Origin of the sequence: Puerhibacterium sp. TATVAM-FAB25, from assembly GCF_046535855.1 — a bacterium.
GTDB classification, from domain to species: Bacteria; Actinomycetota; Actinomycetes; order Actinomycetales; family Cellulomonadaceae; genus Puerhibacterium; species Puerhibacterium variabilis_A.
In genome coordinates this window covers 115,306-131,438 of sequence record NZ_JAXUAK010000007.1, presented here as the reverse complement: position 1 = coordinate 131,438, position 16,133 = coordinate 115,306, and the positions used below count along the sequence as shown (strand labels likewise).

The following is a 16,133-nucleotide window of genomic DNA, read 5'->3' as shown; positions in this document are numbered from 1 at the left end:
GCGTGCCGAGGCAGGCCAATTCACCCGTCATCGGACAGGTTCACGGGGCGACGGTCGCCCGCGCCGCTCAACATCGCCACGCGGCGGCCGAGTGGAGGGACAGGTCCGTCGACACCGGACCGACCTGTCGTCCTAGGGGTGTGTGGCAGTGCGCAAGGTTCTCGGGATCGTCCTCGCGGTGTCCGTCGTCGTGGGTGGTGCCGCCGTGCCGGCCGCCGCCGCGACCGACGCCACCGATCCGACCACGACCGCCACCCCGGCGCCGAGCCCGCCGCCGAGCCCGGCGCCGAGCCCGACGGCGAGCCCGACGGCGAGCGCGGCACCGGAGCTCCCGCCGGCGGCGAGCGAGCAGCCGGCCCCGGAGCCCAGCGGCTCCTCGGCCCCGGAGGCGGAGCCGAGCGAGCCGCGGGTTGCCGCCCGTGCCGCCGTCGCAGCCGCGGCGTTCACGGCGCGGCGCCCGCTGAACGACAAGACGTACCGGATCGTCTCCTGGTACGGGCCGCGCTGCATGCCCACCCGCGGCGCCTCGACCTTCCACAAGGGCCAGGACCTGTCGGCGCCCGAGAGGACGGCCGTATACGCAGTCGCTGCTGGCACCGTGACTTTCGCTGGCCCCTCGGGTGGCGGTCTCGGCAACGTTGTAGCAATCCGACACTCTGTCAATGGCGCGACATTCAGCACCGTGTACGCCCATCTCCGGGACGGCGTGAAGGTTCGTGTCGGTGCGACGGTGGCAAAGGGTGCGCACATCGCGGACGTTGGGATGTCGGGCACCGCTACTGGCCCGCACCTGCACTTCGAGGTTCACTCCGGCACGTGGAGCCGAGGTGGTACGAAGCATGTTGACCCCAACGCTTGGATGCGTGAGCACGGCGCCGACCTCACCGCCGGCGCGACCTCGGTGTCGGCCAAGCCCACCGTGCGGGCGTGCACGTACTACAACAACGTCAACCTCAACCTCCGCAGCGGTCCCGGCACGGGCTACTCCTCCCTCGCCGTGCTGCCGGCCAACACGCGCATGACGTCCACGGCCGGGGACGCGGACGACACGGGCCTGTGGGTCCGCGTGACGGCAGGAAGCCGCACCGGCTGGGTGTCGAACACGTACATCGGCCCGACGTGGACGTACACGACCAGGACCGTGGGCGCCGCAGGCGGCGTCAACGTGCGCAAGTCGCCCTCCACGGGCTCGTCGGTCATCGCCACCCGCGGCCAGGGCGAGCGGCTGTACCAGCTGCGCCCTGCGCAGGACGGCTGGATGTACGTGGCCCTCAACGCGGCCACCGGCAGCACCACCGGCTACGTCGCGACGTCGACGGCGCTCGGGCTGAGCGTGCCGGCGGCCGTGACGACGAAGGCCCCGACGGTCACGGTCACCGTCAGCTCCGCCACGACGGGCGCGTCCACCGGGACGCTGAGGGCGACGGTCGACGGCAAGACGGTCACCACCACCCTCGCGGCCTCCGCCGGCGGCCGCGCGACCATCACCCTGCCGCGCCTGACGACGGCCGGGAAGCGCACCGTGACGGTGACGTACACGCCGTCCGGCGCGGCGGCGAGCTACCAGTCGGCGGCCACGGCCAGGGCGACGCTGTCGGTCTCGGGCCGGATCCCGGGGCGCACGTACCACCTGAGCAACGCGCTGCGCGCCGGCGAGGCCGACGTCACGTTCGACTACGGCCTGCCCGAGGACGTCGTGCTGGTGGGCGACTGGGACGGCGACGGCGAGGACACCCTGGCGGTGCGCCGCGGGAACACGTACTACCTGACCAACGGCACCACGGGCGGCGACGCGGACGTCGTGTTCACCTACGGCCGGCCCGGTGACGTCGTGCTGGTGGGCGACTGGGACGGCGACGGCAAGGACAGCCTCGCGGTGCGCCGCGGCAAGCAGTACTTCCTCACCAACGGCACCACGGGCGGCGAGGCGGACACGACGTTCTACTACGGCACGTCGGGCGACGTCGTGCTGGTGGGCGACTGGGACGGCGACGGCAAGGACACCCTGGGCGTCCGCCGCGGCAAGCAGTACCTCCTGGCCAACACCACCCGCGGCGGCGAGGCGGACACGACGTTCTACTACGGCCGGGCGGGCGACGTCGTGCTGGTGGGCGACTGGGACGGCGACGGCGAGGACACCCTGGGAATGCGCCGCGGCACCGAGTTCCTGGTGACCAACACCTCGGCGAACGGCGCGGCAGAGGTGACGTTCCGCTACGGCCGGGCGGGCGACGCCGTGCTGGTGGGCGACTGGGACGGCGACCGCAAGGACACGCTCGGCGTGCGGCGCTGACCGCGCCCGGCGCCGACCGGCGGTCAGGCCGGCGCCGCTGCCCGCCGGTCGGGCCGGACGGACCACCGCGCCCCGGCGACGACGGCGACCAGCAGCAGCCCGGCCGCGGCCAGGGTGGCGCCGTCGGGGGCGACCAGCGGCTGGCCGCGCAGGGCCTGCCAGGTGACCAGCGCGGTCAGCCCCGCGTAGCCGCCGGCGGCGACCAGGACGAGGCGGGTCCGCACGCGCTCCTCGGCGAGGCGCGGGAGGCGCCCTGCCAGCACCTGGAGCCCCAGCGCGACCAGCGGCAGCAGCTGGAGGGCGTGCATGCCGACGAAGTGCGGGACCCGCAGGTCGCCGCCGGTCGTGCTCCAGCCGGTGACCGGCATCCCCGGGCCGCCGTCGGCGACCCCGACGCTGTGCGCGCCGGTGAGCCCCTCGACGCCGGAAGCGTTGCCGATCATGAGGCCGCCGAGGGCGAGCCCGACCAACGAGATCACCATGCCGCAGCGGACGGCCCACCGGCCCGGGCGGTCGGCCAGCCGGTGGAAGGCGAGCAGCAGCGCGGCGACCAGGGTCGCCACCCAGAGCACCATGATGGTCAGGCCCATGAGCGAGAACAGCGCCGCGTCGAAGGGGGTGCTGGTGTTGAAGTGGCTGGCCCGGCCGCGCACGACCTGACCGACGAGGACCAGCATCTCGACGGCCGCCGCCACCGCGATCACCGTCCCGGCCCACCACAGCAGCCGCGACGGCCGCGGCCGCAGCGACATCAGCCACGCCCAGGTCGTGCCGTAGAGGGCGAGCGAGACCGAGAACTTGAGCGGCTTGAGCCAGATCGGCGCTCCGAGCAGCTCCCGGTCGTCGGCCACGAGCCCGACCACGCACACCACGGCCAGCGCGGCCATCGCGGCGGAGAGCAGCATGAGGGGCCGGTGCCAGCTCGGCGCCGCGCGAACGCCTCGACGGGTCGTGCTCATCTCTCGTTCTCCGATCTGTGCACCGGTGGGCGCCGGTCCGAGGCCGGCGCGCCGCGGCCCAGACAACCGGAGGTGGGTGCCGAGGGACATCGGGGGAACCCCCGGGAACGACCCTGGTCCGCCGGGGGTGCCGCCCCACGACGACGAGAGCCGGCGCCCCACGAGGGGGCGCCGGCTCTCGACGTGCGGGGCCGGTGGCTCAGGCCAGGTGGTCGCCCACGAGGCGCTCGGCCAGGCCGGTGTACGACGCCGGCGTGAGCGCCTGCAGGCGCTCGGCGACGTCGTCGGGCAGACCCAGGCCGGCGACGAACTCGCGCATGCGCGCGGCGTCCACGCGCTGGCCGCGCGTCAGCTCCTTGAGCCGCTCGTAGGGGTTCTCCATGCCGGGCACGCCGGCCACGGAGGCGGCGCGCATCGCGGACTGGATCGGCTCGCCCAGCACCTCCCAGTTGGCGTCGAGGTCGCCGGCCATGAGGTCGGCGTTGACGGCCAGCGCCCGCAGGCCGCGGCGCACGTTGTCGATCGCCAGCAGCGAGTGGCCGAACGCCGGGCCGACGTTGCGCTGGGTGGTGGAGTCGGTGAGGTCGCGCTGCAGGCGGCTGGTGACCAACGTGGCGGCGAGGGTGTCCAGCAGCGAGCACGAGATCTCGAGGTTGGCCTCGGCGTTCTCGAACCGGATCGGGTTGACCTTGTGCGGCATGGTCGAGGAGCCGGTGGCGCCCGCGACCGGGATCTGCGTGAAGAACCCGAGCGAGATGTACGTCCACACGTCGGTGGCCAGGTTGTGCAGGATGCGGTTGAACCGGGCCACGTCGGCGTAGACCTCGGCCTGCCAGTCGTGCGACTCGATCTGGGTCGTCAGCGGGTTCCACGTCAGGCCGAGGCCCTCGACGAACGCGCGGGAGACGGCCGGCCAGTCGACGCCCGGCACGGCGACGACGTGGGCGCCGTAGGTGCCGGTGGCGCCGTTGAGCTTGCCCAGGAACTCCGCGCCGGCGACGCGGCGCAGCTGGCGGCGCAGGCGGTGGGCGAGCACCGCGAGCTCCTTGCCCATCGTGGTGGGCGTGGCCGGCTGGCCGTGCGTGCGGCTGAGCATCGGCACGGCCGCGTGCTCGCGGGCCATGTCGGCGATCTGGTCGGCCAGCGCCGTGGCGGCGGGCAGCCAGACGTCGCGCACCGCGCCCTGCACCATGAGCGCGTAGGAGAGGTTGTTGATGTCCTCCGAGGTGCACGCGAAGTGCACCAGCTCGCTCGCGGCCGGCAGGTTCGTCGTGCCGAGCACCTCCGGCGCGCGGGCGATGCGGCGCTTGATGAAGTACTCGACCGCCTTGACGTCGTGCACGGTCTCGCGCTCGATCTCGGCGAGCTCGGCGATCTCGGCGGCGCCGAAGGTCGCCGGGACGGCGCGCAGGTACGCCACCTCCTCGTCGGTGAGCGCCGGCGCGCCGGGGACCACGGGCGTGGCCACGCCGTCGACGCCGTTGCACAGCGTGACGAGCCACTCGACCTCGACGTGGATGCGGGCGCGGTTCAGCGCGGCCTCGCTGAGGTGGTCGACCAGCGGCGCGACCGCGGCGCGGTAGCGACCGTCCAGCGGTCCGAGCGCGATCGGCGGGGTGACGTCGGCGAGGTTCACGCGGTCGCTCGTGGTGGCCGGGCCGGCCGTCGAGGACGTGGGGGTCACGGGGGAGGGGGCGGCAGCACTCACGCCGCGATTCTCCCACGGGGCCCGTCGGCCGGGCGGGCGCGTCCGGCGTGCGGGCCGTGGCACCGCGCGCCGGGTCGGGCCGGCGGGAGACGGCGGGCCCGAGACCGTCCACAGCGCGCCGTGCGGCGTGCTGGTCCACTGCGGGCCGCGCGGAGGGCGGGCACCGGTCGGCGGTTCCGTAGCGTCCGAGGGGCCGGACGGGACGACGCAGGGGGCAGGGCATGGCGCTGGGCGGAGGCGGGTCGGGTGGCGAGGCGGGCGCGACGCTGGTCGCCGACGCCGTCGGGCTGCTGCGCCGGGCCCTGGACGACGCGGCGGCGGCGCGGGCGGACGCCGGCCGGGCGCACGCGGTCGACTGGGAGTCGACGGCGGCCGACCGGTTCCGGCGCGCCCTGGAGGAGTCGCTCGGGCGGCTGCGCGACGACGTCGCGGCGCTCGCCGTCGCGACGGGGGCGCCGTGGTGAGCGACGTCGAGGACACGCTGGTCGTCGTCGGCGGTGCCGCCCTCACCGGGGTGGACGCCGCGGCGGTGCGCGCGGCGGCCGTCCGGCTCGGCGCGGCGGCCGACGCCCTCCGCGCTGCCGCGTTCCGGTGCGCCGCGGCGGCGGACGGTGCCGAGGGGGCCGTGTGGGCGCTGCCCGGGGTGGGCGAGGTGCCGCCGGCGCCGGACGCGCTCGCCCGCCGCCGACGCCTCGCTGACACGGCGGGTGACCTGGCGCGGCGGCTGCGGGAGCGCGCCGGGGAGTGCGAGCGGCTCGGCGACCGGCTGCTGACGGCCGCCGGCCTGTACGAGCACGCGGAGTCGGTGGTCGAGCGGGTGGCCGGCGCCGTGGTCGCCGTCGAGGGGTTCACCACCGGGTTCCTGGCGGCGGCGGTCCCGGTCGTCGGCCTGGTCCGCGGCGGCGTCGACGCCGCGACGCTCGGTGGCCTGGCGTGGGTGGCGGCGCGGCTCGGCGGCGGCTCGCCGGCGGAGACCCTCGTGCGGGGTGCGGCGCCCGTCACGGACGAGCTGGTCGCGGGCGCCGGTGCCGGCGTCGCGCTCGGCGCGCCGGGTCTGTCGGGAGGCGACGTGTCCGTCACCGGCGGTGCCCGCGTGCTCAGCACCCTGGTGCACGCCCTGCTGCCGGCGACGCAGGTGCGGCTGCGCGACCCGTTCGGGCCGCGCGGTCCGGGCGACGCCGCGCCGCCCCCGTGGGCGGCCGCGCCGTCGGGCACCGTCGACGAGGCGCTGGCCCGCACGGCCGACCTCTACCCGTGGGGGAGCGGGCTCCCGGCGGGTTCGAGCGCCGGGGGCGGCGAGCCGGGCGGGGCAGGCGTGCGGCCCGCGGCGGGCGCGCCCCAGGGCACCCTCGCCGTCGAGCGCGTGCAGCACGCCGAGGGTCCCGACTCGTGGGTGGTGCTCGTGCCGGGGACCCAGCGGCCGTGGCCGCCCGACCACCCCTTCGACGCCGTCACGGACGTCGACCTCATGGCGCAGGAGGCCGCCGACGTCACCGTGGCCGTCACCGCGGCGATGGAGCGCGCGGGCGTGGGGCCGGACGAGCCCGTGGTGCTTGTGGGCCACAGCCTCGGCGGCATCGCGGCGACGACGCTCGCGGCGTCGCCGGCGTTCCGGGCGCGGTACCGGGTGGGCGGGGTCGTGACGGCCGGGGCGCCCACCGCGACGTTCACCACGCCCCGAGGCGTGCCGGTGCTGCACCTCGAGAACGACGAGGAGCTGGTCAGCAACCTCGACGGCCGCTCGTCGCCGGAGAACCCGGCCACCCACGACCGCGTGACGGTGGGGCGCCGCCTGGCGGTCTCGCCGTCGGCGGCCGACCGGGCCGCGAGCGGCAGCGTCGCCGGGGCGCACGCGATGGCCACGCACCTGCGCACGCTCGCGGCCGCGCGCGGGTCGGGGAACGTTCCGGTGGAACGGGTGCTCGGGCGCATCGAGCCGCTGCTGCAGGGCGAGGGGTCGACGACCCGGTTCTTCACCGCGCGGCGCGTGGCGGCACCGGAGCCCGCGCCGGATCGTGGACCGACGGGCCGCGTCCTGCCCGGGCCGCTCGCCCCGAGGCCAGGCCCGCTCGTCCCGGGGCCGGGTCCGCTCCCGGGTCTGGGTCTGGGTCTGGGGCCGCTGCTCGGACCGCCGGGCCGCACCGGCACGGTGGCCCCGCCGCCGTGAGCCCTCGGACGGTCGCGCTCGGGCGCGGGCGTGTCAGTCGCGCTTGGGGGCGAACGCGCCGATGACCAGCTGCAGCACCGACACGATGAGGGCGGCGATGACGTACCACCAGAACCCGCCGTGGATCTCCAGGCCCCAGGCCGGCAGGCCCGAGAACCAGTCGCGGCCGGTGATCCACGTCGTCAGGCCCAGCATCGCGGCGTTGACGACCAGGGTGAACAGCCCGAGCGTGAGGATGTACAGCGGGAGCGACAGGAGGCTGACGACCGGCTTCACCAGCAGGTTGACCAGGCTGTAGACCAGCGCCACCGCCAGGACGGCGACGATCCGGCCGCCGGTCGACTCGCCGCCCACGATCTCCACGTGGTCGGGCACGATGAGGCTGGTCAGCCACAGGGCCAGCGCGGTCACGAGCACGCGGACGACGAAGTTCACACTCGGCATCCTGCCATCGGGGCCCGGCCACGGCACCGGAGCCCGCCCGGCGCGCCGACGGCCGGGCCGGATGGCGGCGGCGGCGCCGCGCCGCGGTGCACCGGTGGCATCCTGGGGCCGTGCCCGAGGAGCCCACCACCGCCACGCCCGCCACCGCCACGTCCGCCCCCGCAACGTCCGCACCCGAGGCGACCGTCCACGCGCCGCCGCACGGCCACGTGCCGCTGCGCGACGCCGTCGAGGCCCTGCCGCCCTACGTCCCCGGCGCCCGTGCCGGCGCGGGGGAGCGGGTGTGGAAGCTGTCGTCGAACGAGAACCCGTACCCGCCGCTGCCGTCCGTGCTCGAGGCGATCGCCACGGCCGCGGCCGAGGCCAACCGCTACCCGGACATGTACGCGAGCGAGCTGGTCGAGGCGCTCGCCGAGCACGCGGGCGTCTCGCGCGAGCAGGTCGTCGTCGGCAACGGGTCGGTCGCCGTGCTGGCGCACATCCTGCAGGCGGTGGTCGACGCCGGCGACGAGGTGGTGTTCCCGTGGCGGTCCTTCGAGGCCTACCCGATCGCCGTCGCGGTCGCGGGCGGCACCGCCGTCACCGTGCCCGTCGACGCCGCCGGCCGCCTCGACCTGCCGGCGATGGCCGCCGCCGTCACCCCGCGCACGCGGGTGGTGCTGGTGTGCACGCCCAACAACCCCACGGGCCCGGTGGTGCACCGCGACGAGCTCGAGCGGTTCGTCGCCGCGGTGCCGAGCGACGTGCTCGTCGTCGTCGACGAGGCGTACCTGGAGTTCGTGCGCGACCCGCAGGCGCCGGACGGTGTCGAGGTGATGAACCGGCACGAGAACGTGGTGCTGCTGCGCACCCTGTCCAAGGCCTACGGGCTGGCCGGGCTGCGGGTCGGCTACGCCGTCGGCTCCCCGCGCCTCGTGGCGGGCATCCGCGCCGTCTCGACGCCGTTCGGCGTCTCCCACGTGGCGCAGCGCGCCGCCATCGCCTCGCTGCAGCCCGCCGCGCAGACGGAGCTGATCGCGCGGGTGGAGGCGCTGGTCGCCGAGCGCACCCGGGTGGTGGAGGCGCTCGCCGCGCAGGGCTGGGAGCTGCCGGAGTCGCACGCCAACTTCGTGTGGTTCCCCTTCGGCGAGGCCACGACGGCGCGCGCCGCCGAGGCGTCGGCGGCCGGGCTGCTGGTGCGCCCGTTCGCCGGCGACGGCATCCGCGTGAGCATCGGCGAGCCCGAGGCCAACGACCTGCTGCTCGAGGTCGCGCAGGGCTGGCGCGCCACCGTCTGACCTCCCTCGCTGTGGGTACAGGACACGCCGGGCGATCTGCGGACCGCCCGGCGTGTCCTGTGCCCACAACCTCTCGGCGGCGAGCGGCGCGGCGCGCGCCGTCCCAGGCAGCGGGACCGGGTTGGAGGAAACCTCCAAAGCCCCTCCGGCACACTTTGGCGGCGCTGCCGGGGGGTGCGACCGCGTGCGGACAACCTACGCTTGCGTAGGCTACGAAACCGTAGGTTCCTCCCGACCGCGAAGGAGAGCGTGTGGGCACCGAGGCCATCGACGTCGGCAGCGACGTCCCGCTCGTGCAGCTCGTGGCGCCCGACGGCGCCCGCGTCACCACCACCGAGAACGCGGGGTACCGCGAGCGGGTGGCCCACCTGACCGGCGAGGACCTGCGGCAGCTCTACCGCGACATGGTGCTCACCCGCCGCTTCGACGACGAGGCGACGGCGCTGCAGCGCCAGGGCGAGCTGGCCCTGTACGCCCAGGGCCGGGGCCAGGAGGCCGCCCAGGTCGGCTCGGGCCGCGCGCTCGCCCCGCAGGACTACGTCTTCCCCAGCTACCGCGAGCACGGCGTGCTGCAGGTGCGCGGGGTCGACCCGGTCGACCGCCTGCGGCTCTTCCGCGGCGAGGACCACGGTGGCTGGGACCCGGCGGCGACCAACACCCACCTGTACACGCTGGTCATCGGCTCGCAGGCCCTGCACGCCACCGGCTACGCGATGGGCGTGCAGCGCGACGGGCTGGTCGGCACCGGGGACCCGGAGCGCGACACCGCCGTCGTCGTCTACTTCGGCGACGGCGCCACGAGCCAGGGCGACGTCAGCGAAGGCCTGGTCTTCGCGGCCGTGAACAACGCGCCCGTGGTGTTCTTCTGCCAGAACAACCAGTGGGCCATCTCCGAGCCCACCACCCGCCAGGCGCGCGTGCCGATCTACAAGCGTGGCGAGGGCTTCGGCGTGCCGAGCGTGCGGGTGGACGGCAACGACGTGCTCGCCTGCTACGCCGTGACGGCCGAGGCGCTCGAGCGGGCGCACGGCGGCGGCGGCCCCACGTTCGTCGAGGCCTTCACGTACCGCATGGGCGCGCACACGACGTCGGACGACCCGACGCGCTACCGCGACCGCGCCGAGGAGGACTACTGGCGCCGGCGCGACCCGATCGACCGGCTCGCGGCCCTGCTGCGCGCCGAGGACGCGTGGGACGACGCGTGGGCCGCCGACCTCGAGGCCGAGGCCGAGGCGCTCGGCGAGCGCCTGCGCCGCGAGGTGCGCGAGCTCGGCGCGCCGCCCACCTCGGCGATGTTCGACGACGTGTACGCGACGCCGCACGCCCAGGTCGACGAGGAGCGTGCCTGGCTGGCGCGGTACGAGGACGAGACCCAGGGGACCGCCCCGCAGGAGGTGGCGCGATGACGGCGCAGAAGCTGACGTTCGCCCGGGCCATCACCGAGGGCCTGCGCGCCGCGCTCGAGAGCGACGAGCGCGTGCTGCTCATGGGCGAGGACATCGGCCGCCTCGGCGGCGTCTTCCGCGTCACCGACGGGTTGCAGAAGGACTTCGGCGAAGCCCGCGTCGTCGACACCCCGCTGGCCGAGTCCGGCATCGTCGGCACCGCGGTCGGCCTGGCGCTGCGCGGCTACCGGTCGGTGTGCGAGATCCAGTTCGACGGCTTCGTCTTCCCGGCGTTCGACCAGATCACCACCCAGCTCGCCAAGATGCGCTACCGCTCGCGCGGCCGCCTCGAGATGCCCGTGGTCATCCGCATCCCCTACGGCGGCGGGATCGGCGCCGTCGAGCACCACTCCGAGAGCCCCGAGGCGCTGTTCGCGCACACGGCCGGCCTGCGGGTGGTCTCGCCGTCGACGCCGCAGGACGCCTACGACATGATCCGCGCGGCCGTGGCCTCGCCGGACCCGGTGATCTACCTCGAGCCCAAGAGCCGGTACTGGTCCAAGGACGACGTCGACCTGGACGCCGCGCCGGCCGAGGGCATCCTCGACCGGGCGCGCGTGGCGCGGGCCGGCACCGACGTGACGCTCGTGGCCTACGGGCCGTCGGTCGCGACGGCGCTCAAGGCGGCCGACGAGCTCGCCGCCGAGGGCACCAGCGCCGAGGTGGTGGACCTGCGCGCCGTCTCGCCGATCGACTTCCCGACGGTCGTCGAGAGCGTGCGCCGCACCGGGCGCTGCGTCGTCGTGCACGAGGCGCCGGTGTTCCACGGCGTGGGCGGCGAGGTCGCCGCCCGCATCACCGAGGAGTGCTTCTACGCGCTCGAGGCGCCGGTGCTGCGGGTGGGCGGGTTCCACGCGCCCTACCCGGTGGCCAAGCTCGAGCACGACTACCTGCCGAGCGTCGAGCGCGTGCTCGACGCCGTCGACCGTTCCCTCTCGTTCTGACGCAGCGCCGAGACCCGGGTCCCTGGGGGGATCCTGACGAGGATCCCCTGCGGACCCGGGTCCCGGTGGAAGGAGTTCGCCCATGAGCACCCAGCGGTTCCCGCTCCCGGACGTCGGGGAGGGCCTCACCGAGGCCGAGATCGTCGAGTGGCGCGTCAAGCCCGGCGACACCGTGGCCGTCAACCAGGTGATCGTCGAGATCGAGACCGCCAAGTCGCTGGTCGAGCTGCCGTCCCCGTGGGCCGGCACCGTCGTGTCCCTGCTCGTCGAGGAGGGCGACACGGTCGACGTCGGGAAGCCGATCATCGAGGTCGCGACCGGGTCCGACGCCGGGTCCGACGCCGGGTCCGACGCCGGGTCCGACGCCGGGGCGGCCGCCGCCGGTAGTGCGGAGGCTCCGGCCGCCGCCGCGCCGGCTGCCGCTTCCGGCGAGGGCTCCGGGTCGGTGCTGGTGGGCTACGGCACCGCCGAGCGTGCCGGTGCCGCACGGCGCCGCCGTCGTGCGGGTGCGGCCGTCGCCACGGCGCCCGCGGCGGAGGCACCGGCCCGCGCCGCGGCGCCGCAGCCCGCCGCGCCCGCTCCCACCGCGCCTGCTCCCACCGCGCCTGCTCCCACCGCGCCGGCGCCCGCCGCGCCCGCGCCGCCCGCCTCCGTCGTGACGACGTCGGCCGCGGAGCCCGCGCGCCGCGTCGCCCCCGACGGCGGCACGATCTCCCTGCCCGCCGGCGACGGCGCCCGCGTGCTGGCCAAGCCGCCGGTGCGCAAGCTCGCCCAGGACCTCGGCGTCGACCTCGCGTCGGTGCACCCCACCGGTCCCGGCGGGATCGTGACGCGCGAGGACGTCGTCGCGCACAGCGAGGCGGCCCGGCCGCAGGCGCTGGCCACCTACCCGGACGACGACCAGCCCTGGCTCGCGTCCGGCTCGGTGACCTCGGACGGCCGCCAGACCCGCGTGCCGATCAAGAGCGTCCGCAAGCGCACGGCCGAGGCGATGGTCGCGAGCGCCTTCACCGCGCCGCACTTCACCGTCTTCCAGACGGTCGACGTGACCCGGACGATGAAGCTCGTCGCGGCGCTCAAGGAGGACCGCGACTTCGCGGGCGTGCGCGTCACCCCGCTGCTCGTCGCCGCCAAGGCGGTGCTCCTGGCGGTCAAGCGGCACCCGGAGATCAACGCGAGCTGGGACGACGCCGCCCAGGAGATCGTCTACAAGCACTACGTGAACCTGGGCATCGCCGCGGCGACGCCGCGCGGCCTGGTCGTGCCCAACATCAAGGACGCCCACACGCTCGACCTGCTGCGCCTCGCGCAGGCGATCGGCGACCTCACCGCCACCGCCCGCGCCGGCCGCACCACCCCCGCGGCCATGACCGACGGCACGTTCACCATCACGAACGTGGGCGTGTTCGGCACGGACACCGGCACGCCGATCCTCAACCCGGGGGAGGCGGGGATCCTCGCCTTCGGCGCGATCCGCCAGGTCCCGTGGGTCCACAAGGGCAGGATCAAGAAGCGCTGGGTGACCCAGCTCGCGCTCAGCGGCGACCATCGCCTCGTCGACGGCGAGCTCGGCGCGCGGTTCCTGGCCGACGTCGCGAAGGTGCTCGAGGACCCGGCCCGCGGGCTCGTCTGGGGCTGACCCCGCCACACCCCGCCTTCTGGAACCGTCTGCGGGGGGCGTCACCGGGGAGGTGCGTCACAGTGGCGGCCCCGGCGGCGGCCGGGCGCGCACCGGCACCTAGGCTGGAACGGTGACCACCCGCGCCCCCTCCACCGCTGCCACCACCGTGGCGCCGCGCCCCGCGTGGCTCGTCGCGGCGGGGCCGATCGCCGTCGTCGTCGCCGTGCTCGCCGTGCTCGTCGGCGGCGGGTTCAGCGGCGCGTTCGCGGCGCTGTCCGGGTTCGCGGACCCGGGCGCCGTGGTGCGCTGGGGGCTGCCCGTCACCACGGTGCTCAGCGAGCTCGCCGGGTCGGTGGCGCTCGGTGCGCTGGTGGCCGCCGCCACGCTGCTGCCGGCGGGGCGGCTGCGCGACCTCGCGCTGTCGACGGCCGGCGCCGCCGCGATGGCGTGGGCGCTGGTCGGCGTGCTGGGCCTGGTGCTGCGCTACTCCAACGTCTCCGGCACGCCGCTCGACGCCGAGGGCTTCGGCGCGGGCCTCGGGCAGTTCCTCACCAGCATCGAGCTGGGCCGCACGTGGCTGACCATCGTGCTGCTCGCCGCCGTCACCTCGGCGCTCGCGCTGGCGGTGCGCGGCGCGACCGGCGCCCTGTGGAGCACGCTGGTGCCGCTCACCGCCCTCGCGTTCCAGGCCTCGACCGGCCACGCCGCCGGCGCCGCGAACCACACGCTCGCCACCGGCGCGATGTTCCTGCACCTGGTCGGCGCGGCCCTGTGGGTCGGCGGGCTCGGGGCCATCGCCGCGCTGGTGATCGCGCGCCCCGGCACGACGGCGGAGCCGGCCGCCGCGACGGGCCGCGGCGCCCGGGGCCGCGGGCGGGCCGCCGGCGAGGGCTGGGAGGTCGCCGTCGAGCGGTTCTCGCCCATCGCCGGGTGGTGCTTCGCGGCCGTGGCGGTCAGCGGCGTGCTCAACGGCTGGATCCGCCTGGGCGGCCTCGACGGCCTCGGCACCCGGTACGGGATCCTGCTGCTGGCCAAGGCGGTGCTCATGGTGCTGCTCGGCGCGCTCGGCTGGGCGCACCGCCGCGGCGTCGTGGGCCGCCTCACCGCCGGCGACGGCGCTCCCTCGCGCGGGCTGTTCTGGCGCCTGCTCGCCGTCGAGCTCGCCGTCATGGGCGCCGTCTCCGGGGTGGCCGTGGCGCTGTCGTCCACGGCGCCGCCCGTGCCGGACGACGTGCCCCTCGACGGCAGCCCCGCCTACCAGCTCACCGGCAACCCCCTGCCGCCGGAGCTGAGCGCCGCGCGGTGGTTCACCGAGTGGCGGCTCGACCCGCTGTTCGCGTTCGCCTGCGTGGCCGCCGTCGTGGTCTACCTGCGCTGGGTGCGCCGGCTGGCCCGCCGCGGCGACCGCTGGCCCGTGGGCCGGACGATCTCGTGGGTCGCCGGCGTCGCCATCGTCGCGTGGGACACCAACGGCGCCCCGACGATCTACGGCGAGATCCTCTTCAGCGCCCACATGGTGCAGCACATGGTGCTGGCCATGCTCGTGCCGCTGCTGCTCGTGCTCGCGGCCCCCGTCACGCTCCTGCTGCGCGCCGTGCCCGCCCGCAAGGACGGCTCGCGCGGGCCGCGCGAGTGGGTGCTGGTGTTCGTGCACTCGCGGTGGGGCACGTTCGTCTCCAAGCCGGTCGTGGCTGCCGTGGTGTTCGTGGCCGGCATGATCGTCTTCTACTACTCGCCGCTGTTCGAGTGGTCGCTGCGCTCCCACGTGGGGCACGTGTGGATGGTCGTGCACTTCACGCTCGCCGGGTACCTGTTCGCCAACGCCCTGGTGGGCATCGACCCGGGCCCGAACCGCCCGCCGTTCCCGCAGCGGCTCGTGCTGCTGTTCGCCACGATGGCGTTCCACGCGTTCTTCGGCGTCGCGCTGATGTCGCAGACGGCGCTGCTGGTCGCCGACTGGTTCGGCAACACCGGCCGGCCGTGGGGGCTGACCGCGATCGAGGACCAGCAGCGCGGCGGCGCCGTGGCGTGGGGGATCGGTGAGATGCCGACGGTGGCGCTCGCGATCGTCGTCGCCGTGATGTGGACGAGGTCCGACGAGCGGGAGGCCCGCCGCCGCGACCGCAAGGCGGACCGCGACGGCGACGCCGAGCTCGACCAGTACAACGCGATGCTCGCGCGGATCGCCGACCGCGACGCCGCGCAGGCACCGGGCTCCGCGCAGGCACCGGGCTCCGCGCAGGCACCGGGCTCCGCGCAGGCACCGGGCTCCGCGCCGCCCGGCACCGCCCGCTCGGACCGCTAGGCGGTCGCAGCCACCGAGGTCGGCAGCCCGTCGTCACGTCGGTACCTCGGGGTGCCGACCTGACGACGAGGTGCCGCGCTGACGGGACGGGGCCGCGCTGGCGGGACGGGGCCGCGCTGGCGGGACGGGGCCGCGGCGGTATGGGGTCAGTGCCCCTCGACGAGCAGGTTCACCAGCGCCTCGAGCGCCTCGGGGTCCGCCGTCGTGCGGCCGGCGACGAACGCCGTGCGGGCGCCGTCGGCGTAGGCGCCCAGGAGCAGGTCGACGGCGACCCGCGGCTCCACCACGAACCGGGCGCCGATCCCGTCGAGCACGCGGCGCAGCGCCGCGGCGAGCTCGGCGCGCAGCGCCTGCTGCTGCTGCGTCCAGCGCGCGCCGATCTCCGGGTCCCGCAGCGCCAGCAGCTCGAACTCCGCGCTGATGGCGAACCAGCTGTGCTCGGCCCCCTGCGCGCACGTCACGGCGTCGATCACCGAGCGCACCGCGTCCCGGTCGAGCCCGTCGCGGCCCACCACGCCGCGGTCGAGCCCGGCCACCGTGGCCTCGATCGCGGCCACGGCCTGTCGCGCCTGGCGCTCGGTGAGGGCGAGGAAGAGCTCCTCCTTGCTCGCGAAGTTCGAGTAGAAGGCCCCGCGGGTGAACCCGGCGGCGTCGCAGATCGCCTCGATGGAGGCGCCCTGGAACCCGTCGCGGGTGAACACCGACGCCGCTGCCTCCAGCAGCCGCTCGCGGGTGCGCTCACGGCGCGCCGAGCGGGCGGGAGGCGCCGGGCGAGGCTCGGGCCCGTCCGCGGACCCGAGGGTGGCGAGCTCGGTGGGCACACGGTCTCCTGGGTGGACGGGGGCGGCGCGGGTTCTCCGGCGGCGGAGGTCGGGCGGCCTCGGCCGCGGCGATCCCGCCATCCTAGTCGAATACGCCGGTGTATCGGATACGTCTGTGTATCGGATACAGTCGTGCATCGTCACCGTCG

13 protein-coding genes and 1 pseudogene are annotated in these 16,133 nt (G+C 75.7%); 9 read left to right on the top strand and 5 right to left on the bottom strand.

Annotation, left to right across the window (positions count from 1 at the left end):
• Positions 1-132 precede the first annotated feature (132 nt).
• The gene (locus tag U5M74_RS08950) at positions 133-540 is read right to left on the bottom strand and encodes a hypothetical protein (RefSeq protein ID WP_410908297.1); all 408 of its coding nucleotides are present in this window, start codon (positions 538-540) and stop codon (positions 133-135) included.
• Here U5M74_RS08950 and U5M74_RS08945 point away from each other — a divergent pair.
• A pseudogene (locus U5M74_RS08945) lies at positions 509-754 on the top strand (murein hydrolase activator EnvC family protein); the annotation flags it as partial. The gene U5M74_RS08950 and the pseudogene U5M74_RS08945 overlap by 32 nt on opposite strands.
• Before the next feature lie 105 nt (positions 755-859).
• Positions 860-2,293, top strand: coding sequence for an SH3 domain-containing protein (locus U5M74_RS08940; protein ID WP_410908295.1), 1,434 nt, complete (start codon positions 860-862; stop codon positions 2,291-2,293).
• A gap of 23 nt (positions 2,294-2,316) precedes the next feature.
• Here U5M74_RS08940 and U5M74_RS08935 read toward each other — a convergent pair whose 3' ends face one another.
• Together U5M74_RS08935 and purB are read right to left on the bottom strand one after the other, a co-directional pair.
• Entirely contained in the window at positions 2,317-3,198 is an 882-nt protein-coding gene (locus U5M74_RS08935) for a hypothetical protein (protein WP_410908197.1), read from the bottom strand.
• Positions 3,199-3,451: 253 nt separating this feature from the next.
• A complete protein-coding gene (gene purB / locus U5M74_RS08930) occupies positions 3,452-4,936 on the bottom strand; it encodes an adenylosuccinate lyase (RefSeq protein WP_410908293.1) in 1,485 nt (494 codons plus the stop codon).
• Between the two features lie 245 nt (positions 4,937-5,181).
• On the opposite strand from purB, the gene U5M74_RS08925 reads away from it, so the two are divergent.
• Together U5M74_RS08925 and U5M74_RS08920 are read left to right on the top strand one after the other, a co-directional pair.
• Positions 5,182-5,424: a hypothetical protein gene (locus U5M74_RS08925; protein ID WP_410908195.1), complete on the top strand. Its 243-nt coding sequence runs from the start codon at positions 5,182-5,184 to the stop codon at positions 5,422-5,424.
• The gene (locus U5M74_RS08920; protein WP_410908193.1) at positions 5,421-7,127 is read left to right on the top strand and encodes a hypothetical protein; all 1,707 of its coding nucleotides are present in this window, start codon (positions 5,421-5,423) and stop codon (positions 7,125-7,127) included. Before U5M74_RS08925 ends, U5M74_RS08920 begins: the two co-directional genes overlap by 4 nt.
• Before the next feature lie 33 nt (positions 7,128-7,160).
• Here the strand turns inward: U5M74_RS08920 and U5M74_RS08915 are convergent, their stop codons facing one another.
• Positions 7,161-7,571: a phage holin family protein gene (locus tag U5M74_RS08915; protein ID WP_410908191.1), complete on the bottom strand. Its 411-nt coding sequence runs from the start codon at positions 7,569-7,571 to the stop codon at positions 7,161-7,163.
• Between the two features lie 209 nt (positions 7,572-7,780).
• On the opposite strand from U5M74_RS08915, the gene hisC reads away from it, so the two are divergent.
• The 5 genes from hisC to U5M74_RS08890 all read left to right on the top strand — a co-directional run bounded on the left by hisC (position 7,781) and on the right by U5M74_RS08890 (position 15,163).
• The gene (hisC, locus tag U5M74_RS08910) at positions 7,781-8,848 is read left to right on the top strand and encodes a histidinol-phosphate transaminase (RefSeq protein ID WP_410908291.1); all 1,068 of its coding nucleotides are present in this window, start codon (positions 7,781-7,783) and stop codon (positions 8,846-8,848) included.
• 251 nt (positions 8,849-9,099) lie between these two features.
• Positions 9,100-10,254, top strand: coding sequence for a pyruvate dehydrogenase (acetyl-transferring) E1 component subunit alpha (gene pdhA / locus U5M74_RS08905; protein WP_410908189.1), 1,155 nt, complete (start codon positions 9,100-9,102; stop codon positions 10,252-10,254).
• Complete coding sequence (locus U5M74_RS08900; RefSeq protein ID WP_410908187.1) at positions 10,251-11,237, top strand: alpha-ketoacid dehydrogenase subunit beta; 987 nt, start codon at positions 10,251-10,253, stop codon at positions 11,235-11,237. The genes pdhA and U5M74_RS08900 overlap by 4 nt, the downstream gene beginning before the upstream one ends.
• 82 nt (positions 11,238-11,319) lie before the next feature.
• Positions 11,320-12,876 (top strand): dihydrolipoamide acetyltransferase family protein, encoded by a 1,557-nt coding sequence (locus U5M74_RS08895; RefSeq protein ID WP_410908185.1) that lies wholly within the window; start codon positions 11,320-11,322, stop codon positions 12,874-12,876.
• Between the two features lie 112 nt (positions 12,877-12,988).
• Positions 12,989-15,163: a cytochrome c oxidase assembly protein gene (locus tag U5M74_RS08890; RefSeq protein WP_410908183.1), complete on the top strand. Its 2,175-nt coding sequence runs from the start codon at positions 12,989-12,991 to the stop codon at positions 15,161-15,163.
• A 146-nt stretch (positions 15,164-15,309) separates the two neighbouring features.
• Here the strand turns inward: U5M74_RS08890 and U5M74_RS08885 are convergent, their stop codons facing one another.
• Positions 15,310-15,984, bottom strand: coding sequence for a TetR/AcrR family transcriptional regulator (locus U5M74_RS08885; protein WP_410908181.1), 675 nt, complete (start codon positions 15,982-15,984; stop codon positions 15,310-15,312).
• Positions 15,985-16,133: the final 149 nt, after the last annotated feature.